The 22,709-nt window shown below is 64.3% G+C and carries 19 protein-coding genes; 12 read left to right on the top strand and 7 right to left on the bottom strand.

Annotation, left to right across the window (positions count from 1 at the left end):
* Window positions 1-64: 64 nt before the first annotated feature.
* On the bottom strand, window positions 65-1,522 hold the full coding sequence (locus Q0687_RS08580; RefSeq protein WP_298874515.1) for a SagB family peptide dehydrogenase: 1,458 nt from the start codon (window positions 1,520-1,522) through the stop codon (window positions 65-67).
* 11 nt (window positions 1,523-1,533) lie between these two features.
* The gene (locus Q0687_RS08575; RefSeq protein ID WP_298874512.1) at window positions 1,534-3,774 is read right to left on the bottom strand and encodes a TOMM precursor leader peptide-binding protein; all 2,241 of its coding nucleotides are present in this window, start codon (window positions 3,772-3,774) and stop codon (window positions 1,534-1,536) included.
* A 921-nt stretch (window positions 3,775-4,695) separates the two neighbouring features.
* Here Q0687_RS08575 and Q0687_RS08570 point away from each other — a divergent pair.
* Window positions 4,696-5,559 carry a VOC family protein gene (locus tag Q0687_RS08570; RefSeq protein WP_298874509.1) on the top strand — a complete coding sequence of 288 codons (864 nt, stop codon included), beginning with the start codon at window positions 4,696-4,698 and terminating at the stop codon, window positions 5,557-5,559.
* Between the two features lie 66 nt (window positions 5,560-5,625).
* Here the strand turns inward: Q0687_RS08570 and pyk are convergent, their stop codons facing one another.
* Window positions 5,626-7,062 (bottom strand): pyruvate kinase, encoded by a 1,437-nt coding sequence (pyk, locus tag Q0687_RS08565; protein ID WP_298874506.1) that lies wholly within the window; start codon window positions 7,060-7,062, stop codon window positions 5,626-5,628.
* Window positions 7,059-7,661, bottom strand: a complete 603-nt coding sequence (locus Q0687_RS08560; RefSeq protein WP_298874504.1) for a DUF1036 domain-containing protein — start codon at window positions 7,659-7,661, stop codon at window positions 7,059-7,061. The genes pyk and Q0687_RS08560 overlap by 4 nt, the downstream gene beginning before the upstream one ends.
* Window positions 7,662-7,829: 168 nt before the next feature.
* On the opposite strand from Q0687_RS08560, the gene Q0687_RS08555 reads away from it, so the two are divergent.
* The 3 genes from Q0687_RS08555 (at window position 7,830) to Q0687_RS08545 (ending at window position 9,099) form a co-directional block, all read left to right on the top strand.
* A complete protein-coding gene (locus Q0687_RS08555; protein ID WP_298874501.1) occupies window positions 7,830-8,135 on the top strand; it encodes a DUF1244 domain-containing protein in 306 nt (101 codons plus the stop codon).
* A gap of 196 nt (window positions 8,136-8,331) precedes the next feature.
* Entirely contained in the window at window positions 8,332-8,604 is a 273-nt protein-coding gene (locus Q0687_RS08550; protein ID WP_008546273.1) for a DUF2312 domain-containing protein, read from the top strand.
* 75 nt (window positions 8,605-8,679) lie between these two features.
* The gene (locus tag Q0687_RS08545; RefSeq protein WP_298874490.1) at window positions 8,680-9,099 is read left to right on the top strand and encodes a DUF1801 domain-containing protein; all 420 of its coding nucleotides are present in this window, start codon (window positions 8,680-8,682) and stop codon (window positions 9,097-9,099) included.
* Between the two features lie 13 nt (window positions 9,100-9,112).
* On the opposite strand, the gene Q0687_RS08540 is transcribed toward Q0687_RS08545, so the two are convergent.
* From Q0687_RS08540 to Q0687_RS08530, 3 genes are all read right to left on the bottom strand, one after another.
* Window positions 9,113-10,729 carry a DUF882 domain-containing protein gene (locus tag Q0687_RS08540; protein WP_298874487.1) on the bottom strand — a complete coding sequence of 539 codons (1,617 nt, stop codon included), beginning with the start codon at window positions 10,727-10,729 and terminating at the stop codon, window positions 9,113-9,115.
* A gap of 285 nt (window positions 10,730-11,014) precedes the next feature.
* Window positions 11,015-13,264 (bottom strand): L,D-transpeptidase family protein, encoded by a 2,250-nt coding sequence (locus tag Q0687_RS08535; RefSeq protein ID WP_298874484.1) that lies wholly within the window; start codon window positions 13,262-13,264, stop codon window positions 11,015-11,017.
* Window positions 13,265-13,611: 347 nt separating this feature from the next.
* Window positions 13,612-15,108 (bottom strand): sigma-54 dependent transcriptional regulator, encoded by a 1,497-nt coding sequence (locus Q0687_RS08530; RefSeq protein ID WP_298874481.1) that lies wholly within the window; start codon window positions 15,106-15,108, stop codon window positions 13,612-13,614.
* Between the two features lie 127 nt (window positions 15,109-15,235).
* On the opposite strand from Q0687_RS08530, the gene Q0687_RS08525 reads away from it, so the two are divergent.
* The 8 genes from Q0687_RS08525 (at window position 15,236) to Q0687_RS08490 (ending at window position 22,705) form a co-directional block, all read left to right on the top strand.
* On the top strand, window positions 15,236-17,131 hold the full coding sequence (locus Q0687_RS08525; RefSeq protein WP_298874478.1) for a M3 family oligoendopeptidase: 1,896 nt from the start codon (window positions 15,236-15,238) through the stop codon (window positions 17,129-17,131).
* Between the two features lie 209 nt (window positions 17,132-17,340).
* Complete coding sequence (locus tag Q0687_RS08520) at window positions 17,341-17,493, top strand: aa3-type cytochrome c oxidase subunit IV (protein ID WP_018317799.1); 153 nt, start codon at window positions 17,341-17,343, stop codon at window positions 17,491-17,493.
* A gap of 142 nt (window positions 17,494-17,635) precedes the next feature.
* A complete protein-coding gene (locus Q0687_RS08515) occupies window positions 17,636-18,766 on the top strand; it encodes a Re/Si-specific NAD(P)(+) transhydrogenase subunit alpha (protein ID WP_298874473.1) in 1,131 nt (376 codons plus the stop codon).
* Window positions 18,767-18,787: 21 nt separating this feature from the next.
* The gene (locus Q0687_RS08510; RefSeq protein WP_298874470.1) at window positions 18,788-19,105 is read left to right on the top strand and encodes a proton-translocating transhydrogenase family protein; all 318 of its coding nucleotides are present in this window, start codon (window positions 18,788-18,790) and stop codon (window positions 19,103-19,105) included.
* Between the two features lie 39 nt (window positions 19,106-19,144).
* Window positions 19,145-20,542, top strand: coding sequence for an NAD(P)(+) transhydrogenase (Re/Si-specific) subunit beta (locus Q0687_RS08505; RefSeq protein WP_298874467.1), 1,398 nt, complete (start codon window positions 19,145-19,147; stop codon window positions 20,540-20,542).
* Window positions 20,543-20,554: 12 nt separating this feature from the next.
* Complete coding sequence (locus Q0687_RS08500) at window positions 20,555-20,725, top strand: hypothetical protein (RefSeq protein ID WP_298874465.1); 171 nt, start codon at window positions 20,555-20,557, stop codon at window positions 20,723-20,725.
* 21 nt (window positions 20,726-20,746) lie between these two features.
* A complete protein-coding gene (locus Q0687_RS08495; protein WP_298874463.1) occupies window positions 20,747-21,547 on the top strand; it encodes an alpha/beta hydrolase in 801 nt (266 codons plus the stop codon).
* Between the two features lie 60 nt (window positions 21,548-21,607).
* Window positions 21,608-22,705, top strand: coding sequence for an ionic transporter y4hA (locus Q0687_RS08490; protein ID WP_298874460.1), 1,098 nt, complete (start codon window positions 21,608-21,610; stop codon window positions 22,703-22,705).
* The last annotated feature ends 4 nt before the right edge of the window (window positions 22,706-22,709 follow it).

Raw genomic sequence — 22,709 nt, 5'->3', positions numbered from 1 at the left:
GGTGGTGCAGCAGACCTTGCTGCCGACGACCAAAGCGCTGGTCGGGGCTGCGGGCTGAACCGATCTAGCCTGGGGTCGGCCGGTTCGCGCCGCGTCCCAGCGCGAACTGACCAACCGGGCCCTCGATGTGAAATTCGAGCCCCGTCATTTTTGCAAACAGATCAATATTGCTGGTGCCGATGGCGCAGCCCCCAAGGCCCATGTCAGCCGCCGCCAGGTAGAACGTCTGGATCATGCAGCCGACATCCTTCAGGACCAGCGAATACGCGATCGAGCTGTATTTCCAGGAGACCCGCCCAAAACGCGCGGCGATCGTGATCAACACCTGCGGTGGCCCGGATGCGTCCATGGAGAACTCCGCCGCCGCGAGAAGCGCCCGGAGCTGCTCGGCGGAGGCGTCGAGCGTGACCAGCGCGTGGCCTCCGGCGTCGTAGTGGTAAAATCCGCGTGCCAGACCCCCGCAGTTGGAGACCGCCAGATACAGCTCCAGCTCATAGGCACTGCCGGCCGCCGGATACGGCCGTGAGGTGTAGGTCATCTCGGGGTCCGCGCCGGAATCGGCGCCGCTCTTCCATTCCGACAACACGCGGGCCGTGGTGCCGAGAAACTGCGCGAGCTCACCGAGTGTGACGGGACTCCGGTCGTCGAAATCCCGCGTCGAATGACGCGCACGGAGCAGCCTTGCGAACGGCGACGCCGGCTCAGGCTGGGCGAATTTGTCGAGGAAGACCGACTTGCCGGGCCAGGGCGGACGTAGCGCGGGCAGCGACGGAACGGCGGCAGCATAGGCGTACGCGCCGCCGACCGGATCGGTATGCCGGCCCTCCGTGCTCCGCGTGTGGAATACGAGATCATGGAAATCCCAGAGAACGAGATTGCCGTCGCCTTCGTTGACGCGAAGGCCGTCTCCGTCTTTCGCACCGAGCTTGATCAAGATCCCACCGTTGAGCAGCAATCCGAGCAGATAGAGATCGAGCGCAGCCGCCTGCCTGCGAAGGTTGCCGATCTTCTGAGGCCGTGACAGGGCCGCGAGCGTGGCGGCGATGGCGGGATCGCAAAGCCGGAACAGCGCGCCGGCGCGCGGCGATTCCAGCACCATGTCGTTGCCGCGCCGGCGCAGATAGGCGAAGCGCGACAAGACGAGGGTGTCGCCATTCGACAGCTTTGCGGGCTCCGGCCAGTATTCGGCGATCTGTGGCTCGATGACCACCACGTCTTGCGCGTTACGGGGCGAGAACAGGCGATAGTCGAGAAGCCCTTGCTGCGCCAGTCGCTGCACCAGCGCATGAACTTGTCTCGCGACGACGCTCCTGCCGGCAAGGGAGGCGAGCGGCAAGCCGGTGGCGAGGGCGCCTGCGCGTTCGATCGCCGCGCGGCTGTATTGACCAAGGTTGAGCGAAGTATCGCCGGACACGGCGGCAACGCTTCCGTCGGCCTGCATATGCAGGGAGAAACGGCCGTTCAGCCGGGCGGCGATGATTGGTGCGACGTTCCTGGTCAGTTTTTTCCGGGGTGCGCGCACGGAAGCAGCCTTCACGTGTGCGGCAGGAACGGGGTCAGTTCGCTTTCCAGGCGCGGGCGGTCCAGCAGCCCCAGCTTCACCGGCACATCGTAGAGCCGGCCGGGCCCGAAGCGACGATAGAAATGCCGCAAGCCCGGGACGAGCACTCTGACGACGGGGACCTCGACGTCGGGCCGCGTCTGGTCGAGCACGAGGAAATCGTATCCGGCGCGGACCGCGATCTCGACGCAGGCATTGACCTGGTCACGCGTATTGTCGTGCAGCTGGATGTCGGGTGCTGGCGGGACGACCGGGTTGTCGCTGGGAATGAGGAACGGATAATCGTCGAGCCGCAGCGGCGTGACACCGTCGAGCGATGGCTTCTCGCCGCTACCGCCGTCCATCATGCCGATCGACATGAACTGGGTGAGCTCGGTGAGCGAACGCAGCAGGGCGATGCGGCGATCGAAATGCGAGCCGGACCCGAACTCGATGTTCTCGTGCCCATTTTGCATCCAGTGCATGATCGCAACATAGGAGGGAATGCCGAGATCACTGGTGATGTCGAGAACCCAGAGCCGGCGCCCCGCATCGGCAAACTGGCGCTGCAGATCCCGTACGTAGGAATCCTCGAACTGGCTGAGATCGACTTCCGCCCGCTGCACGCGATTGTACCACCAGATCGCGTAGGCATCGCGTTCGACCAGCTCGAGGAAGCCTTGAACGATGGCTTCGTCGCGCGTGTTGCCGGCCGCGCATCCATTCGAATCCGTGTGGAAGCCGCCATAGAAGAAATACAAAAGGCCGGTCGGAAGATATTTGAAGCGCTTGTCGGGCAGCGACCAGACCGGCGACCATTCGGTCCTCATCGCGGGATCGAACGGCTCGGGGACGGGGTGTGAATCGTCAGCCTGCGGGATATGTCTGTTCTGGAATTGCAGGTCGCTGAAGAACTGGACGTCGTTGGGCAGAAGCGCATCGCCGGGAGCGAAATCGGCGAAGCGTCGCGTCGCCCTGATCTCGTCACCCTGGAAAATGCCGGAGTAGCGCTCGATCGCTTCCATCAGCGCGCTGGCCTCGCCCTGCTCGGCCGTGGAGCCCTTGCCAAAACTGCCGCCGCTCAGGCCGGACCTAAGCTGGTCGACATTCCAGGCCGGCGCTGAGAAATTGTGGTAGGCGAAGAAATTGGTGTTCATCGGCAGATCGGCCTCGATCCGCTCGAGCCTGGACACCACGCCCGTCAGCGGGCTGACATGTTTGCGGAAGCGCGCCACTGTGGCCCGCGACGTCACCGTGCGATATCCGCCGCTGGTCATGACGAGGCGTTTGCCCTCGGCAATCTCGATCGGCATCGCCGCTCGTCGCGGATTCCTCAGTTTCTTGCTGCCACAGCTCGCGCATTGCGGACGTTTCGCAACGTAGTGCTTGGCGATGGCGGCTCCGGTGAGGTCGACGCTTGCGATGTGGTCTCTGAGATCGGTGCGAAATCCGGAGGCGATCGCCTTCGCAATTTCAATGGCGGCGAAGTGGACCGCGGTCTGTCCGACACTGTCGCTGACCAAGGGCGATGTTGCGACCGCTTGCGCCGCCCCGCGGTCGAGAAATCCCTTGATCTCGCGATTGCGGATCATGCGATCGTGCAGGCAGGTCCAGCAGGCGCTTTCGCCCGGCTTGAACACCGGCCCCACCAATGGAAACACACCGGATGGCTGGACGAGCAGCCAGGGCGTCCCGTCGGCGACGCGTTCCCCGTTCAATTCGGCGAGCGCCGGTTCGAGGTAGTCGTTCACGAGCGTGACGATGAGTTTGGGCGATCGCTTGGTGATGTGAACGCCGAGCCTGGTCAGCGCCGCGCTCAATTCGCGCGCACCCTTGACGTCGATCGATTCCACGCGCACCGGCCAATTGCGCAGGTTCTCTTCGGCGATTTCGGCCGGCAAGCCGATGCTTGCCCAGTAACCATCGATGGGGCTCGCGTGCGACGCACCGCTGACAACGTAGCGGCGCTCCACCAGGCGCCTGATCGCTTCCTCGATCTCCGCCACGGGAAAATTTTTCGAGAGTTGGCGGATGATATCCTGGGCAGCACTGCCGTTCTTCCCGATCGCGCTCGCCACCGCGCAATAGAGATTACCGTGCAGAAAGAACTTGCGGTTCTCCGAATAGAGACAGACCACATCGGGAGGCAGCAGATAGGCGGTGAAGTTTGGCGCGAAACGCAAAACGGTCTTGCGGGGCGGCTTCGCTGTGCGGCTCTTTCGCTTTGATGTCATCGGGGTCGCACGCTGATCCTGTTTCCGCCATGTTCGATCGCAGGTAAACGACGAACGCCTTGCTGGCCCGACTTGTGTGCCGAGCGCCACCGGATTTCTTGATATGAGTTGGAACACACTCGTTCGCCATCGGCAAGCCGAGGAGCGGGGCGAAGCGAACGCGATGGCCGGAACAGCAAATTGGCCGGATCGTGTACGAGCCCGGCCAATGAAATTGCATGATGTCGTTGAGTCAGATGCTCTAGCCTAGCACCAGCGGCAACGGCCCCATGATGCGCAGCACCCCGTGCAGGCGACCGGCACCGGCAACGGCAGACCGATCCAGCCAACGCCGCAGCCGCCACAGCCACCGCAACCGACGCCGCAGCGACAGGCGCGGCAACCTGCACAGCCTCTGCAGCCACCACACCCTCTGCAGCCGCCGCAGCCGCGGCAACCACCGCATCCCCGGGCCAGCAGCACGCTGCTCAATTCTTTCTTGTCGTAGGCCAGATGGAAAGTGGCGAGGCTGACGTCGGCGAGCTCTTCCTCGCTGAGCGCTGTGTACCGACCGGAGTTGGAGTTCGGCCTTTGCTGAAGCTCGTCTGTCTGCAACGCGGACGCTGCCGCGCTTCCCGCTAGCGAAAACGTCAATCCGGCGAGGCCGAGCGCCGGTATTGCGGTTTTGATCTGTCGGTTCTTTTTCGAAGCTTGCTTCGTCCGCCGCATGGCCGCATCCTCCATGGCTTCAGGTCCGATCTTCGTGGAATGATCCTACGCCGAGCAAAAAGGGCGGGCAAGATTTGCACATACACAAAAGAGTATGAGCCTATCAGGACGCATTCATCTTCATGAACGACATCCGGGCAATTTCTTGTCGATGACATCGATGGACATGATGCGGTGCGCAAATCGTTAGGGTGCTCAAACGGAGAGGCGAGCTTGGCCGATCATTTTGGACGCTTCGTTTGGTATGAGCTTCTGACGACGGACATGGCGTCGGCAGCAGCTTTTTACGCCGAAATCGTCGGCTGGGCAGTGAAGGATGCGTCAAGTCCGGAACTTGCCTACAGGCTGCTGACGGCAGGTGCTGCTCCGGTCGTCGGGCTCATGGATCTCCCCGAAGAGGGCGTGCGAATGGGGGCAACGCCGAGATGGCTGGGCTATGTCGGCGTTGATGACATGGATGCGACGGTCGCGCAGATCCTCCGACTGGGCGGGGCCATCCTGGTATCGCCGACCGACAGCAACATTGGCCGCATTTCGGTGGTCGCCGATCCGCAAGGAGCGACCTTTGCATTGGTCGCCCGGCTGGCACTTGGCCCGGCGCAAACGAGCGGGTCGTATCAGCCCGGGCGCGTGGGCTGGCACGAGTTGCTGGCAGAAGACCGACGCAAGGTCTTTCCATTTTACGGCCAGCTTCTCGGCTGGAAACGGGCCTCCACTGAGGTGGACCCGGCAAGCGTGTATGATTTGTTTTCGGCGGCCGGGCAGACGATCGGCGGCATGCTCACCAAGCTACCGAGCGTATCGCACGCCTGTTGGCTTCATTACTTCAATGTGGAGGACGTCGGCGCCGCGGCCCGGCGAGTCACGGCTGGCGGGGGCCGGGTCCTTCAGGAGCCGATCGAATTGCCCGATGGCGGCTGGATCGTGCGATGTGTCGACCCCCAAGGCGCCCTGTTTGCACTACAGGGCGCCTGGGATCACAAGGGCGTCGAGAGATCGTCGGAAGTCAGCTGGTCCTCCGCCTGGGAGGGTATTGCTTCACAGGGCCGGATGGTGATCCACAAGACCAAGCGCTAAACGCGACCACCCGGCTACTGTGCATGGGGTTGTTTTCGCGTTTTGGTCGGCGATCCGGCGGCGGCCTCAGATATTCGCTTCGCCCTCGGGGCCGACGGAGGCGATGCGCACCATGTTGGTGGTGCCGGGAATGCCGAGCGGCACGCCGGCGACGATGATCACGCGCTGTCCGGCGCGGACGAAACCGTCGCGGAACGCAATCTGGCCGGCGCGGCTCACCATGTCGTCCTGGTCGCGTGCATCTTCCGCCACCACGCAATGCACGCCCCACACCACGGCGAGCCGGCGGCCGGCGGTGATGTTGGGCGTGATCGCCACGATCGGTGGCTTCGGCCGCTCGCGCGCCACCCGCGTCGCGGTCGAGCCCGAGCTGGTCCAGCAGATCAAAGCCGGCAGGTCGAGCGTCTCGGCGATCTGACGCGCAGCGTCGGCTATGGCGTCGCCTGCCGTGGATTCCGGCGGGGGACGCTGCGCGGTGAGCACCGATCGATATGTCGGGTCGCGCTCGACCTCCTCTCCGATGCGGTTCATGGTCGAGACCGCCTCGACGGGGAATTTGCCGGCCGCCGATTCCGCCGACAGCATGATGGCGTCGGCGCCCTCATAGACCGCAGTGGCGACGTCGGAGACCTCGGCGCGGGTCGGCACCGGTGACTGGATCATCGATTCCAGCATCTGGGTCGCGATCACCACCGGCTTGCCGGCGCGGCGCGCCATGCGCGTCATCTGCTTTTGCAGGCTCGGCACGCGCTCGAGCGGCAGTTCGACGCCGAGGTCGCCGCGCGCCACCATCAGCGCGTCGGAGGCCTCGATGATGTCGGCTAGGCGATCGATCGCCTGCGGCTTTTCGATCTTGGCCATCACGGCCGCGCGGCCGCGGATCATCTTCTTGGCTTCGATCACGTCGTCGGCACGTTGCACGAAGGACAGCGCGATCCAGTCGACGCCGGTGACCAGGGCGGCCTCGAGGTCGGCGCGATCCTTCGGCGTCATCGCCGAGACCGGCAGGTCGGTGTCGGGCAGGCTGACGCCCTTGCGGTCGGACATCTTGCCGCCGACCACGACGCGCGTCACCGCGTGCTCCTTGCTGGTCTCCTCCGCGATCAGCCGCACCTTGCCGTCGTCGAGCAGCAGCGCGTGGCCGGGCCGCAGGGCGGCCAGAATCTCCGGATGGGGAAGGTTGACGCGGGTGGCATCGCCCGGCGTCTTGTCGGAATCCAGCGTGAAGGTCTGCCCGTTCTGAAGCTGCACCGCGCCTTCTGCAAACGCACCCAAGCGAAGCTTCGGGCCCTGGAGATCGACCAGGATGCCGATCGGGCGGCCGTAGCTACTCTCGACATTGCGGATCGTCGCCACCAGCTCCCGCATCTTGTCGTGCGGGGTGTGGCTCATGTTGATGCGGAACACGTCGGCGCCAGCCTCGAACAGGCGGCGGATCATCGCGAGGTCCGAAGAGGCAGGTCCAAGGGTCGCGAGAATCTTGATACGGCGAAGACGCCTCATGGCTTATTTCCAGACGGTGGTGGCGAAGGGGCTGGCGGGAGGCCAGGTGCGGCGGGGGGCGTACCACCGGGCGGACTATTGGGCAAACCCGGAACGCCGCCACCAGGCCCAACAGGGCCGGGCATGCCGGGGACACGCGGCTGCGCGGACGGCTGCTCGTTGGTGTCGGTGAGCTGCACTGTCCAGGCCCGCTGCTCGCCGGTGTCGACTTCGAAATAGCCGGTCCGGTCATAGCCGCGCGCCAGGCAGTCCTCGGTGCCGCGGATGGTGAATTCCTTGTCGCGCGAACACATGAAGGCCTGCCCCGACCATTCGCCGCCGCGGTCATAGTCGATCGCGTAGATGTAATAGTAGCGGGCGACCAGCGTTCCCCGGAGCAGGGTCTCGCAGGAGCGGGACGAGATGTTCCACCAGCCTTCGGTGGTCCAGCCGTCGGCGTCCTTGTAGCCGAGCGCGATGCCGACCCGGCTCGAGGTGTTGTTGCAGAGGCGGAAGTCGGCCGAGGCGGGGCTGGCCCAGAGGCACAGCAGCGCAACCGCCAGCACCGGGACCAACCGGGCGAGCATGCGAAGGGGGGAGGGGAAAGATTCGGCGATCATTGTCGCGGAACGTATACCAGATGATTGACGATTTGGCGTAGGGCCGGGGAACTGCCTATTTGTTGACCCAGCGGCCGTTTGCGCCGCGATATGGCAAAATCTGTGACAGAACCCCACCTGATCCCGTAAGGGTGACCACCATCAAGGGCACAGCCGAGGATTCCCGCCATGGCCATTGACGACAAAACCAGAACGGAGCTCGAGGCGGCCGCTTTCCGGCGGCTGGTCGATCATTTGAAGACGCGAACCGACGTCCAGAACATCGATCTGATGAATCTGGCGGGTTTTTGCCGCAACTGCCTGTCGAACTGGCTGAAGGACGCCGCGGACGCCCAAGGCGTGCCCCTAAGCAAGGACGAGAGCCGGGAAGCCGTCTACGGCATGCCCTACGAGACCTGGAAATCGAAGTACCAGGGCACGGCGAGCCCCGAGCAGCTCGAGGCCATGAAGAAGGTCCATCCCCACAACCACTAAGGGGGTCTGTCCGCAGTGGGCCTTGAGTCGCACCACACAACAGCTTTCTTTGCTCACCTGCAGGAAGATGTGGGCGCGCTGTGGACGAGCGCGATGCTTGCTTGAACGCGAGGGGCGTCAACCCTAAGGGTCTACCCAGCACGCGCGGTGGATGCCGGCGTCACCTCGTTTTGCCAGTTCCATTGGGAGTACCAAGATGGCCACCTCCGCCGCCGTCCGCGACGACGAGCCCGCGACGAAATTTGCCAAGGACCAGCTCAAATCCATCATCGAGCGCATCGAGCGGCTGGAGGAAGAGAAGAAGGCGATCTCCGACGACATCCGCGACGTCTATGCCGAGAGCAAGGGCAACGGCTACGACGTCAAGGCGCTGCGCACCATCGTGCGCCTGCGCAAGCAGGACCCCAATGAGCGCGCCGAGGCCGAGACGATTCTCGAGACCTATATGCAGGCGCTGGGGATGATCTGAGGGCGTTTGCGCCTCGAACATCGCTCGGGTTACGATTGCGGTCGTGTTGCACTTCGTTTGTGAACGGAGACATCAATGCCGCCACTGCCGCGTGAGGTGAACCTTGCCTTCGGCGCTCTTCCAGCGCCGATCGGCAAGCGGCTGCTTCAGGTGCGCGACTTGATCTTCGCGACCGCTGCGGCGGATGACAAAGTCGGCCGGCTCACCGAAACATTGAAATGGGGTGAGCCCGCTTACCTCACCGACGAGACCGGCAGCGGCTCGACGATCCGGCTCGGCCGCCTCAAGGACTCCGACCAGGCCGCCATCCTGTTCAACTGCAAGACCACGCTGATCGACACGTTTCGCGAGCGCTTTCCCGATGCGTTCGAATATCGGCAGACGCGGGCGCTGTTATTGCCGGTGGCGGGGAAGCTGCCGAAGCAGGAGCTATCGGTCTGCCTGTCGCTGGCACTGACCTATCATCTGGATCGGCGAGGCAAGAAGGCGCGCTAAAGCGCGATGAGCCTCAGCGCAGCGCAGCCGTGCGCATGACGAACGACGTCGTCTCGATTTTCGTGGTCGCGCTGCCCGAGAAACTGTCGCAGGACAGGCCCTGCATCGGGTCGTCGGTGAAGCCCATTGCGACCACGGCGTGCGGCTTGACGAAATAGGCACGCATCGTAGCCATATCGAGCTCGCCCATCAGCGTGACCGACATCGCGCGGCTGGCGCTCGGCGACAGCATCACGATCTTGAGCCAGATGCTCTCGCCCTTGGCCGCGGAAAGGCGGGTTGCGGTTGCGATCATGCCGTCGGTGCTTTTGCCGACGACCGTGTTGATCTCGGTGGCCGGCGCGCCGTTGCGGGCCGTGGTCACCGGACGCACGCCGCGCGGAATCGGCGCGGAGGCGGCGACCACATGGGCGCGGTCGACCGGCGAAGCCGAAGCCGGTGCAAAGGCCAGCGCCTGATAGGCGGCGTTGGAGACGCTCGCGGTGGCTTGCGGCTCGGTCGCGGCGGCAAGCGCCTGACGCGCCTTGAGCGCTGCGATCTGCGCCGGCGTCGCCTGCTGCGGCGTGGCCGGAGTATCCCAGAAGCCGCGGGCATTGATGATGTCGGCCGGTGACTCGAACTTGCCGGCAGCCGGCTTGTTAGCCACGGGCTCGGGCTTCGGTTTGGGCGGCGCAACGAGCTGCGCATCGGCCGAAGCAAGCTGGATTGCAGCGGCGACCGACGGCTTGGCCCGGGGCGTCGGGATCGGATCGGCCGGTTTTGCGGCGGCTGCGACGATGGTCGGCGCTGCGGGCTTCTCGGCCACCGCGGGCGCGCCCTCGTCATCCTCGTCGGCGCTGGCTGCGGGAGCCTGCTTGCCCCTGAACAGGGCGGCGAAGAAGCTCGGCTTGCCGACGGTTGCGGCGCCGTCGTCCTCGCCACGACGCTCGATCTCGGCCTTGGCGAGCTCATAGCCCTTCAACGGCACGCCATCGGTCGGGATATGGACCGTGCGGCCGTCCGGGAAGACGCGGGCGAGCTGGTCATGCGTCATGCGCGGCCAGTGCCGGATATTGCCGGTGTCGAGATGCACGAAGGGCGAGCCTGATGTCGGGTAGAAGCCGACCCCGCCGCGCTGCAGCCGCAGGCCGGCGAAGCGGATCTGCTCGAGCGGCACGCCCGGAATGTAGAAGTCCATCGCGTGGCCCAGCATGTGCTGGCTGAAGCGCGCCACGCCCGTGTGAGCCGAACGGCGGCGAAGCATCGCGTTGGTGGCGGGGGAGCGATAGGAGGAGATGATCTGGATCGGCTGCTTGCCGTCGACGTCGCGATAGACTTCCCAGAGGATGTCGAACAGGTGACGGTCCATCACCGTCTCGTCCTGGGTGCGCCAGTCGCGCAGGAAATGGTTGAGCGACTTCAGCGCGACTTCGTCGTAGCGGCCATCGCGCTTGAAGGTGACGGTCAGGTCTTCGCCGGAATGGGTGTGGTGGAAGGAGAGCGTCTTGGTTTCGTTCAGCGCCGCGGCGTTATGAACCGAGCCGGCAGCCGCAAGCAGCACCAGCGAAGCAAGGCCGATCCGAGATCCGACCTTCACTCCCGCATGGGACAACGACAGCACAGCGAATTTGCGTGCGAAACCAGTCAGCACGTGTGAGCCCACCCAGTCGACGAGCGTTCAAAATGGACTCTCCCGCCAACCCCGTTAGCGCGCGAAAGAGGATGAACGCTTTCTTAAAGCGAGAAGGTTAATCCGAGGTTGACCTTCCCGCCCCCAAACCAAGTCAGACTACAATCCTAACCGGTTGAGTGTGGCAAAAAAACGCCAGCCGCCCGCGTTCGGGCGGAGAATGGTTAACGTTAAGCGACCCTATCCAAAGGAAAGGGTCGCTGATTTTATTGAAGAAATCGAAGAGTTGAGGACCGTGGCCCGATCTCAGCGGGTGAATACCCGCTGCGGCCGGCGGCCAACCGGGGCCGGCGGTGGGGTCGGGGCCCCTCCACCGAACAACCGCTCGAAGAAGTTCAGCCCGGACGAGCCACCATTGTTGGCGAACGCCACGCCTGACGGCAGCGTCGTCGCCGGGCGCGAATAGCTCGGCTGCGCGTGGGCGACGACGGTCTCGAGGTCCTTGCCGCGGCTGTTCTTCAGGATGTTGATCATGGTCGCGTCGCGGCCATAGACGTCCTTGCGGAATTGCAGCTTGCCGCCGTCGTCAACGAACGCGGTCTGGTAGGTGATGTTGACCGGGATCGGCGTGGGGAATTTCAGGTCGACCTCACCTGAGCCGTACATGCCGCGGACGCGCTCCGGAGTGTAGTGCTCGTTCGGCATCGCGATGTTGAGCAGAACCGAGGCGTACTGATCCGGGTACTGGACGCGCATGCAGCCGTGGCTGAAGGCGCGCTCATCCTTGGCGAACAGGTACTTGTCCGGCGTGTCGTGCTGATAGACCAGGAACTTGTTCGGGAAGTTGAAGCGGATGCGGCCGAGCGCGTTGGCTTCACCGGGCGGCTGCGAGATGTGCACCGAGCCGTCGCGATTCTGCTCGAGCTTCAGGCCCATGCGCTGAAGCACGGTCGGGTCCTGCTGCAGCGCCGGCAGATACTCGCCATAGACGATCGAGGGCGGCACGTTCCAGGTCGGGTTGACCGTGATGTACTTCATCGTCTCGGTCAGCAGCGGCGTGGCGTGCTGGCCCGGTTTGCCGGTGACGACGCGGGTGGTCCAGACCTGCTGGCCGCGCTGCATCACCTTCAACGTGTAATCCGGAATGTTGAGGATGACATAGGCATCGCCCAGCGAGGGCACGCCGAGGTCGCGCGGCAGCCAGCGCCAGCGCTCCATGTTCACGAGCACGGTGTCGATCTGCCTGTCGCGCTTCGGGCTGTTCAGGGCCTTCACCGTCTGCGCGTCGAGCACGCCGGTCGCCTTCATCTCGGCGCCGTCCTGGAATTTGCGCACGGCTTCGGCGACCGCTGCGTCGTAATGGTCGTCGCTGGCGTTCTCGGTGATGCCGAGCTTGGCGCGAAGCTGCGGCACGCGCGAATCCTGCACGACCACCTCAGCCTGCTTCTTGCCCTTGGCCGGCGTGTATTTCAGCGCGGGGCCGTCGGTGATCTCGATCACCGGGCCGTCGCCCTGGCCACGGAGCTTCGCAAGCTGCGCCTTCAGCTCCTTGTAGAGCTTCTGCGGCGGATTGTAGCTGTCGAGCGCTGCGGAGGCGTCGGCTGCGGTCGTGACCTTGGTGAGCACCTCGTTCGGATCGATCGGATGCTCGGGATAGAGGATGTCGGCGCTCACCTGCGACCAGTGCATGCGTCCGCTTTGCGCCTGGCGCGCATAGTCGAACATGCTGGCGGTGAGCTTCAGCTCGGCGTCGGCGAGCGCATCGGGCGTGGTGGCAGCGGCGAAGTCGGGCACCGGATAGTCGGCGGGGTTGAGACCGTCGGAGGCCGCATCCTTCAGCCGCGCGATCACCCCCTTGGCCGCAGCGGTCAGGCTGCCCGCTTGTGTCCAGACTGGCGCGAAGTCGCGGGCGCCGTAGAACTTCTCGGCGGCGGCACGCTCGTTCTTGCGGTCGAATTGGCGCGAAGTCTTGGAGCCCAGGATGTCCTTGATCTTGTCGGCGACCGGCTGATCGGCGGCGGGGACGTTGCTGGCGGCCTTCACCGGCTCGGCGGCGGGCGCAGCTGCCGTCGCAGGTGCGGCGGGGGCGGCAGCCGGTGCGGCTGCGGTGTCAGCCTTGGCAGGCTCCGATTTGGCCGGCTCCGACTTGGCTGCTTCGGATTTGGCGGGCTCGGTCTTCGCAGGCTCGGTGGTGGCCGTCTCGCTCTTCGGCGCGTCGGCGGCGGGCGTGGTGGCGACGTCGGCGGGCTTGGTTTCGACTTTCTCTGCGGCCGGAGCGGCTTCGGCCTTCACAGGCTCCTTCGCAGCGTCCTTGGCCGCGTCTTTCGGAGCGTCCTGAACCGTAGCGGTGGTGTCGAGCTTGATGTCGGATGCGGTCGGGGGCGGAACGTTTGCGGGCTCGGGGCGCGGGATCGCGGCTTCGATCGCAAGTTCGGCAGCGCTGCTGCGTGCCTGATCCTGTGCCAGCGCCGAGCCGGCCGACACCGTGAGGAAGGTCGCTGCGACCGCCGCCAGAACGCGGTCAAAGCCTGCACGGTGGTTCAAACAGTCACGCATTGTGTCGCACCCCTCGGGTGAACTGTCCCTCATGGAACAGCTTTCGTTATCGCCTAATGAGCTTCGGCTAAATCGCGCCGGCCTCTCGAAAGTTGCACGCCTGAACGCAACGATTCTTACGCAGACGATATACAGGCCCCGTTTTCGCAGCTAGCGCCACCCCGGGAAACTCACGACAAACTGACTTCAAGACGGCCTGTTTGCAACGGATTGTGCGGCTTCAACCCACGCTTTTCCCGCTGTCTGTCACTTCCAAGTCACGGTTCCGGCGAAAGCCGAATTTTGCCGTAATTCAACGGGTTGCGGGGCGCATCGCTGAGCGGCGCGAACCTGCATTCGCATGAGGTTCAGTGCGTCTCCTCGCCGCTTTTCCCGCCATGTCCGGGAACCCCTGCTTCGTCGAGTTTGCGATACAGCGTAGACCTGCCGATCTTGAGTCGGCGGGCCACCTCGGACATCTGTCCACGGTAATGCGAGATCGCAAAGCGGATGATCTCGTTCTCCATATCCTCAAGCGGGCGGACATCGCCGGTGGGGGTCAACATCGAAAGAGCCCCTGCCAGGGGCAGCGGCGCGATGGGTATTTCATTACCCGACACCACCGAGGGCGCTGCGATCGGCTCGATCATCAGCGGCGCAGTCGGGATCTCGGTCGCGGAATGCGGGTGCGAGGCCAGCAGCGGGAAATCGTCGAGACCGAGCTGGTCGCCCTCGCTCATCACCACCGCGCGGTAAACGGCATTTTCGAGCTGGCGGATGTTGCCGGGCCAGTCGAGCTGGGCGAGATGCGCCACGGCCTCGCCGGTGACGCCGGAGATCGCCCGGTTCTCCTCGGCGGCAAAGCGCGCCAGGAAATGCCTGAGCAGATGCGGAATGTCCTCGCGGCGCGCCCTGAGCGAGGGGATCGTCAGCGGGAGCACGTGCAGGCGGTAGAACAGATCTTCGCGGAAGTGCCCTTGCTTGACCCGATCCAGAAGCTTGCGATTGGTCGCAGAGATGATGCGGACGTCGACCTTGACGGGCTTGCGGCCGCCGACGGCCTCGACGGCCCCCTCCTGAAGTGCGCGCAAGAGCTTGACCTGTGCGGTCAGCGGCAGCTCGCTGACCTCGTCCAGAAACAGCGTGCCGCCGTGGGCTTCGAGGAATTTGCCGGTGTGTCGCTCGGTCGCGCCGGTGAAGGCGCCTTTCTCGTGGCCGAACAGGATGGACTCGACGAGATTGTCGGGGATCGCACCGCAATTGACCGCGACAAAGGGCTTTGCCTTGCGCTCGCCGCTGCCGTGGATGGCGCGCGCGAACATCTCCTTGCCGACGCCGGACTCGCCTTCGATCAGCACGGGGATCGAGGAGTTCGCCGCCTTCTGGGCCGCGCGCATCACGCCCGCCATGGCCTCGGCGCGGGTGATGATGTCGGAGAAGGTCAGCCGGCCCTCGCGGCTGTGACGGATGCGCTGCAATTCGCCCTTGAGCGCCGAGGCGTTGAGCGCGTTGCGTAAAGAGACCTGGAGCCGCTCCATTCCGACCGGCTTCACCACGAAGTCGGCCGCACCGGCGCGCATCGCCGAGATCACGTTGTCGATGCCGCCATGAGCGGTCTGCACGATGACGGGGATGGTAAGGCCCGCTTCGCGGATTTTCGCCAGTACGCCCATGCCGTCGAGTCCGGGCATCACGAGATCGAGGATCACCGCGTCGATCGCGGGTGCGTCGGGGCCGAGCAGGATTGCGATCGCAGCGTCGCCGGACTCGACCACGACCGTCTCATAGCCGCATTTCTGCACCATGTTCTCGACCAGGCGGCGGGCTACGGCGTCGTCGTCGGCGATCAAAATACTGGCAGCCATGGTGCTCCCCGCACGCTACTACTATCTGTCTCGAATCGGGTCACTCTGGCCGAAGCCGATTAACGCACTCTTAAACCTTGATGCCCCCGCCCGCCGTCGCGATTGTTGAACACAGGTTTCCCACACAATGACTTCGCGCTCCAAGACTGCTGCTCTCCGCAAGCCCGCCGCCAAGACATCCGCCGTCAAGAAATCGGCACCCAAGGCAAAGTCCTCCAAAGCTTCACTCGCAAAATCTGCGAGCAAGACGGGCAAGCTTCCGGAGTGGAACCTTGCCGATCTCTATTCCGGGATCGATGCGCCGGAAGTGGCGCGCGATCTCGAAACGATGGCTGCCGATTGCGTCGCGTTCGAGACCGACTACAAAGGCAAGCTCGCAACAGGCACAGCAAACGAAGATGGCGGAAAATGGCTCGCGCAAGCCGTGCGACGCTATGAGGCGATCGACGATCTCGCCGGCCGTCTCGGCTCCTATGCCGGTCTCGTTCACGCCGGCGACAGCGTGGACCCTGCGATTTCAAAGTTTTACGGCGACGTTTCGGAGCGGCTGACGGAAGCCTCGACGCATCTGCTGTTCTTCGCGCTCGAGCTCAACCGTATCGATGACGATATTTTGACCCGCGCGATGCAAGCCGTCGAGCTCGCACATTATCGTCCGTGGATCGAGGATCTGCGCAAGGAGAAGCCATATCAGCTCGATGACAAGCTCGAGCAGTTGTTCCTGGAAAAGGCGCAGACCGGCTATTCCGCCTTCAACCGTTTGTTCGACCAGACCATCTCGGGCCTGCGTTTCAAGGTCGGCGGCAAGGAGCTCGCGATCGAGCCGACCCTGAATTTCCTGCAGGACCGCGACGGGGCCAAGCGCAAGGCTGCGGCGGAAGCGCTGGCGAAGACCTTCAAGGCCAATGAGCGCACCTTTGCGCTGATCACCAACACGCTCGCCAAGGACAAGGACATCTCCGACCGCTGGCGCGGTTTCAAGGATGTCGCGGATTCCCGCCACCTGAACAACCGCGTCGAGCGCGAGGTGGTCGATGCGCTGGTCGCCTCGGTCCGCGCGGCCTATCCAAGATTGTCGCATCGCTATTACGCGCTGAAGGCGAAATGGTTCGGCAAGAAGAAGCTGGCTTATTGGGATCGCAATGCGCCGCTGCCCTTCGCCGCGACCGACGTGATCGGCTGGCCCGATGCGCGGAACATGGTGCTGACGGCCTATCGCGGCTTCTCGCCCAAGATGGCTGACATTGCCGAGCGCTTCTTCACCGATCGCTGGATCGATGCGCCGGTGCGCCCGGGCAAGGCGCCCGGCGCGTTCTCGCATCCGACCACGCCGTCGGCGCATCCCTATGTGCTGATGAACTACCAGGGCAAGCCGCGCGACGTGATGACGCTGGCGCATGAGCTCGGCCACGGCGTCCATCAGGTGCTCGCCGCCAAGAACGGCGCGTTGATGGCACCGACGCCGCTGACGCTGGCCGAGACGGCGAGCGTGTTCGGCGAGATGCTGACCTTCCGGCGGCTGTTGGCGCAGACCAAGAGCCCCAGGCAGCGCCAGGCGCTGCTGGCCGGAAAGGTCGAAGACATGATCAATACCGTGGTGCGGCAAATTGCGTTCTATTCGTTCGAGCGCGCCGTCCATACCGAGCGCAAGAACGGCGAGCTCACCGCAACGCGGCTCGGCGAGCTCTGGCTGTCGGTGCAGGGCGAGAGCCTGGGACCGGCGATCGAGATCAAGGCGGGTTACGAGAACTACTGGATGTACATTCCGCACTTCATCCATTCGCCGTTCTACGTCTACGCCTACGCCTTCGGCGATTGCCTCGTGAACTCGCTCTATGCCGTCTACGAGAACGCGGCCGAGGGCTTTGCCGAGCGCTATCTCGACATGCTCGCCGCCGGAGGCACCAAGCATTATTCCGAGCTGCTGCGCCCCTTCGGGCTCGATGCCAAGGATCCCGAGTTCTGGGATGGGGGCTTGAGCGTCATCGCCGGCATGATCGACGAGCTGGAGGCGATGGGCTGAAGGGCGGGAATGCCTGGATTTAGGGCAGGGACGGCTCGCGGTATCCGTTGAACCGGGGTTCAGCGAAGCCAATTTCCGCGCGCCGGATCCGCGATAATCGGGATTCCAAATGAGCCTATTTGCTGGAAAACCGCGCCTTCGCGCCGTTGCCCTGCCCGAAGGTTTAAGGTATCCCAGCCGAGGAATTCGACTTTCGACTGGGGACATCCATGGCAGATCATAGCGAAGTTGCGTACAGCACCGCGGACGGCAACGACTACGTTGCGCACGAGCAGACCTACGAGGGCTTCATCAAGCTGGTGAAGTACGGCACGGCGTCGGTCGCGCTGATCGTGATCCTGATGGCAATCTTCCTCACCTAAATCGACCTTGGCGGCTGCCTCCGTCTGCGGCGGCGGCTGCCCACTAAATTTGCAAACAAGCCGGTTCTAAAGCCGGTAAGCAACGTTGCGGGAGTAACGCTACTTTTTTGCGCGTGCGCTGTCCCGCGCCGCCGGAGGACCTATGAAGATCGCCGTTGCCAAGGAAATCGATCCGTCAGAGCCGCGGGTTGCCGCTTCGCCTGATACGGTGAAGAAGTTCAAGTCGTTGGGCGCCGAGATCGCCGTCGAGCCGGGTGCGGGCATTAAGTCGGGCCTGCCGGATTCCGAATTTACAGCGGTGGGCGCCACCGTCAGCGCGGATGCGCTGAAGGACGCCGACATCATCATCAAGGTGAAGCGCCCCGAAGCCTCCGAGCTCGCGCAGTACAAGCGCGGCGCGCTCGTCATCGCCATCATGGACCCCTATGGCAACGAGGCGGCGCTGAAGACGATCGCCGATGCCGGCGTCTCTGCCTTTGCGATGGAATTGATGCCGCGCATCACCCGTGCGCAGGTGATGGACGTGCTGTCGTCACAGGCGAACCTTGCCGGCTACCGCGCCGTGATCGAAGGCGCCGAGGCCTTCGGCCGCGCCTTCCCGATGATGATGACCGCGGCCGGCACCGTGCCCGCCGCCAAGGTGTTCGTGATGGGTGTCGGCGTCGCCGGACTGCAGGCGATCGCGACCGCGCGCCGCCTCGGCGCCATCGTCACCGCGACCGACGTGCGGCCCGCGACCAAGGAGCAGGTGGAATCGCTCGGCGCAAAGTTCCTCGCGGTCGAGGACGAGGAGTTCAAGAACGCGCAGACCGCCGGCGGCTACGCCAAGGAAATGTCGAAAGAGTACCAGGCCAAGCAGGCCGCGCTCACCGCCGAGCACATCAAGAAGCAGGACATCGTCATCACCACCGCGCTGATCCCGGGCCGGCCCGCGCCGAAACTCGTCTCCGGCGAGATGGTCAGGTCGATGAAGCCGGGCTCGGTGCTGGTCGATCTCGCCGTCGAGCGCGGCGGCAATGTCGAGGGTGCCAAGGCCGGTGAGGTCGTCGAAACAGATGGCATCAAGATCGTCGGCTACACCAATGTCGCCGGCCGCGTCGCTGCCTCGGCCTCCAGCCTCTATGCCCGCAATTTGTTCTCCTTCATCGAGACCATGGTCGACAAGAAAGAGAAGAAGCTCGCCGTCAACTGGGACGACGAACTCGTCAAGGCCACCGCGCTGACCAAGGACGGCGCCGTGATCCACCCGAACTTCCAGCCCAAGTCGGCTTAATTGGGCTTAAGGAGACCCGCCATGGAGCATGCTGCACAACTCGTCGACCCCTTCATCTTCCGGCTGTCGATTTTCGTCCTCGCCGTCTTCGTCGGCTATTTTGTGGTGTGGTCGGTGACGCCTGCGCTGCACACGCCGCTGATGTCAGTCACCAACGCGATCTCCTCGGTGATCGTGGTCGGTGCGCTGCTGGCCGGCGGCGTCGCCAATGTCTCGAGCGGTTCGGGCTGGGCACGCGCTTTCGGCTTCGTCGCGCTGATCTTTGCCTGCATCAACATTTTCGGCGGCTTCCTTGTCACCCAGCGCATGCTGGCGATGTACAAGAAGAAGTCGAAGTAAGCGGCCACCTCGGGCTGATGGGATCAATGGGGACCTGAGATGAGCGCTAACCTCTCTGCATTCTTGTATCTCGTGGCGGGGGTGCTGTTCATCCTGTCGCTGCGCGGACTTTCGAGCCCGGCGTCGTCGCGCCAGGGCAATCTGTTCGGCATGATCGGCATGGCGATCGCGGTCGCCACCACGCTCGCCAACCACCCGCCGGCCGACGGCCTCGCCTGGGTGCTGGTGATTGTCGGCATCGCGATCGGTGGCGCCATCGGCGCCGTGATCGCGCGTCGCGTGCCGATGACGTCGATGCCGGAACTGGTCGCCGCGTTCCACTCGCTGGTCGGCATGGCCGCGGTGCTGGTGGCCGCCGGTGCGTTCTATGCGCCCGAGGCGTTCGACATCGGCACCCCCGGCAACATCCACTCGCAGAGCCTGGTCGAAATGTCGCTCGGCGTCGCCATCGGCGCGCTGACCTTCACCGGCTCGGTGATCGCGTTCTTGAAGCTGTCGGCACGGATGAGCGGTGCGCCGATCATCCTGCCCGCTCGTCACATCATCAACATCGCGATTGCGGTGGCGCTGGTGTTCTTCATCGTCCGCCTGGTCCTGACCGGCGGTGCGCTCGACTTCTGGCTGATCGTCATCCTGGCGCTGGCGCTGGGCGTGCTCATGATCATCCCGATCGGCGGCGCCGACATGCCGGTCGTGATCTCGATGCTGAACTCCTACTCCGGCTGGGCCGCGGCGGGCATCGGCTTCACGCTGGGCAATTCGGCGCTGATCATCACCGGCGCGCTGGTGGGCTCGTCGGGCGCGATCCTGTCCTACATCATGTGCCACGCGATGAACCGGTCCTTCATCTCGGTCATCCTCGGCGGTTTTGGTGGCGAGACGGCAGCAGCGGGTGGGGCGACAGGCGAGCAGAAGCCCGCCAAGCTCGGCTCGGCTGATGATGCGGCCTTCATCATGAAGAACGCGCAGAAGGTCATCATTGTGCCGGGCTACGGCATGGCGGTGGCGCAGGCCCAGCACGCGCTGCGCGAAATGGGCGACATCCTGAAGAAGGAAGGCGTCGAGGTGAAATACGCCATTCACCCGGTCGCGGGCCGCATGCCCGGCCACATGAACGTGCTGCTGGCCGAAGCCAACGTGCCCTATGACGAGGTGTTCGAGCTCGAGGACATCAACTCCGAATTCGCGCAGGCCGACATCGCCTTCGTGATCGGCGCCAATGACGTCACCAACCCGGCGGCCGAGGAGGACAAGACCTCGCCGATCTACGGCATGCCCGTGCTCCAGGTCTGGAAGGCCGGCACCGTGATGTTCATCAAGCGGTCGCTGGCCTCGGGTTACGCCGGCATCGACAATCCGCTGTTCTACCGCGACAACACCATGATGCTGCTCGGCGACGCCAAGAAGGTCACCGAGAACATCGTCAAGGCGATGTAACACGAGGGGACCGTGGCCCTGAACAAGGAGTGGCACCGGTCCCATCGCATGCCGGGGAAGGCGACGCGCGAGCAGCGCATCGCCTGGCACGCTGATCATGCCGCAGCGTGCGGCTGCCGCGAGATCCCCCTGAGCATCCGGCCCGACGTCCTCAAATTGCTCAAGAGCCGTCGCAAGCCCTGACTCGGCAATGACAGGGCCGCGATGACATTCCTGAAATGGATCGCCATCATCCTCGCGGCCGGCTATTGCGCCGGGCTCGTCCTGTTGTTCGCAAAACAGCGCAGCCTGCTGTTTCCGATCCCGAGCACCGAGCGCATCGCGCCTGCCGTCGCAGGCTTTCCGCAAGCCGAGGAGCACGTCCTGACCACCTCCGATGGCGAGAAGGTCATCGTCTGGCACGTGCCGCCAAAGCCCGGCCGCGACGTGGTGCTGTACTTTCACGGCAACGGCGATTTTCTCGCCGGCCTTGCCGGGCGGTTCAAGGCGATCACAGCTGACGGCACCGGGCTCGTCGTGCTGTCCTATCGCGGCTATGCGGGCTCCACAGGTCGCCCGAGCGAGGACGGCCTGCTGCGCGACGGCGCGGCCGCCTATTCATTCGCGGCGGCGCGCTATGATGCCCAGCGCGTCGTCGCCTGGGGATTCTCGCTCGGCAGCGGCGTTGCGGTTGCAGTCGCGTCCGAACATCCGCTCCGCAAGCTAATCCTCGAGGCGCCGTACTCGTCGATCGCCGACGTCGCGGCCGCGCAATTCCGCTTCGTTCCGGTCCGCCTCCTGATCCGGGATCCGCTCCATTCCGACCAGCGTATCGCGCGCGTCACAGTGCCGCTCCTGGTCGTTCACGGTGCGCAGGATCAGACCATCCCGATCGTATTCGGCGAGAAGCTGTTCGCGCTGGCGCACCAACCGAAGCAATTCGTTCGGATTCCTGCGGGCGGCCATGACGATCTCGGCAATTTTGGCATGATCGAGATCGCGCGAAGCTTCATCAACGGCTCCTGAGGGCTGACGGGCGCGGTCTTCTCGCGCATAATCGGGCGGTTCAACGAAGGAATCGCCTGCATGAGTGCTCACGGACCGATGCCGCGGTCGTCCTGGATATTCCCCGCTCTGGCGGTGCTGCTGTTCCTGGTCGTCACCGTGACCGGCTACGGCTTCACTCTGTCGGCCGGCGGCGGTCTGTTCGCGGTCGTCCTGCTGGTGATCCTGTTCGGCACCGTGTTCGCGGCCGTGCATCATTCCGAGGTGATCGCGGAGCGGATTGGCGAGCCCTTCGGCACGTTGCTGCTCACGCTCGCGGTGACCATCATCGAGGTCGCGCTGATCACCACGATCATGCTCGGTGACAAGCCGGCGCCGACGCTTGCGCGCGACACCGTCTTCGCGGTGGTGATGATCGTCTGCAACGGCCTCGTCGGCCTCTGTGTGTTCATCGGCGGGCTGCGCTACCGCGAGCAGGGTTTTCTGCTCTCCGGCGCCAACGTCTATCTCAGCGTGCTGATCGCGCTCGCGACGCTGACGCTGATCATGCCCAACTACACGCTGACGACGCCGGGGCCGATTTATTCGACGCTTCAACTCGGTTTCGTCGACCTCGTGACCATCGTGCTCTACGGCGTGTTCCTCTACACCCAGATGGTCCTGCATAAGGATTATTTCGTTCACGAGCGGGCGGAGGACGAGAGCGCGGGGGCCCATTTGTCGGGCAGGATGCTGGCGCTGAGCATCGCTCTGCTCCTGATCTCGCTCCTGGCCGTCGTGCTGCTCGCCAAGAAATTCTCGCTCGTCGTGGACGCCGTCGCCGACCGGATCGGGGCGCCGCCGGCCTTTGCGGGCCTCCTGGTCGCGCTCCTGATCCTGATGCCGGAAGGCGTCTCGGCGATCACCGCGGCGCGCAAGAACGACCTGCAGAAGAGCATTAACCTCGCACTCGGGTCCTCGCTGGCCACCATCGGCCTGACCATCCCGGCGGTCGGGCTCGCCACCTATGCGATCGACCAGCCGCTGGTGCTGGGGCTCAATCCCCAGAACACGGCGCTGCTGTTCCTGACATTCTTGCTGAGCATGCTGACCTTCGGCACCGGCAGGACCAATGTCCTGTTCGGGCTGGTCCATATGGTGGTATTTGCAGTCTACGTATTCATGGTGTTCGTGCCGTGAGCCG

It is taken from the genome of uncultured Bradyrhizobium sp. (assembly GCF_936928535.1).
Lineage (GTDB): Bacteria > Pseudomonadota > Alphaproteobacteria > Rhizobiales > Xanthobacteraceae > Bradyrhizobium.
This window is presented reverse-complemented; position numbering and strand designations above follow the sequence as displayed.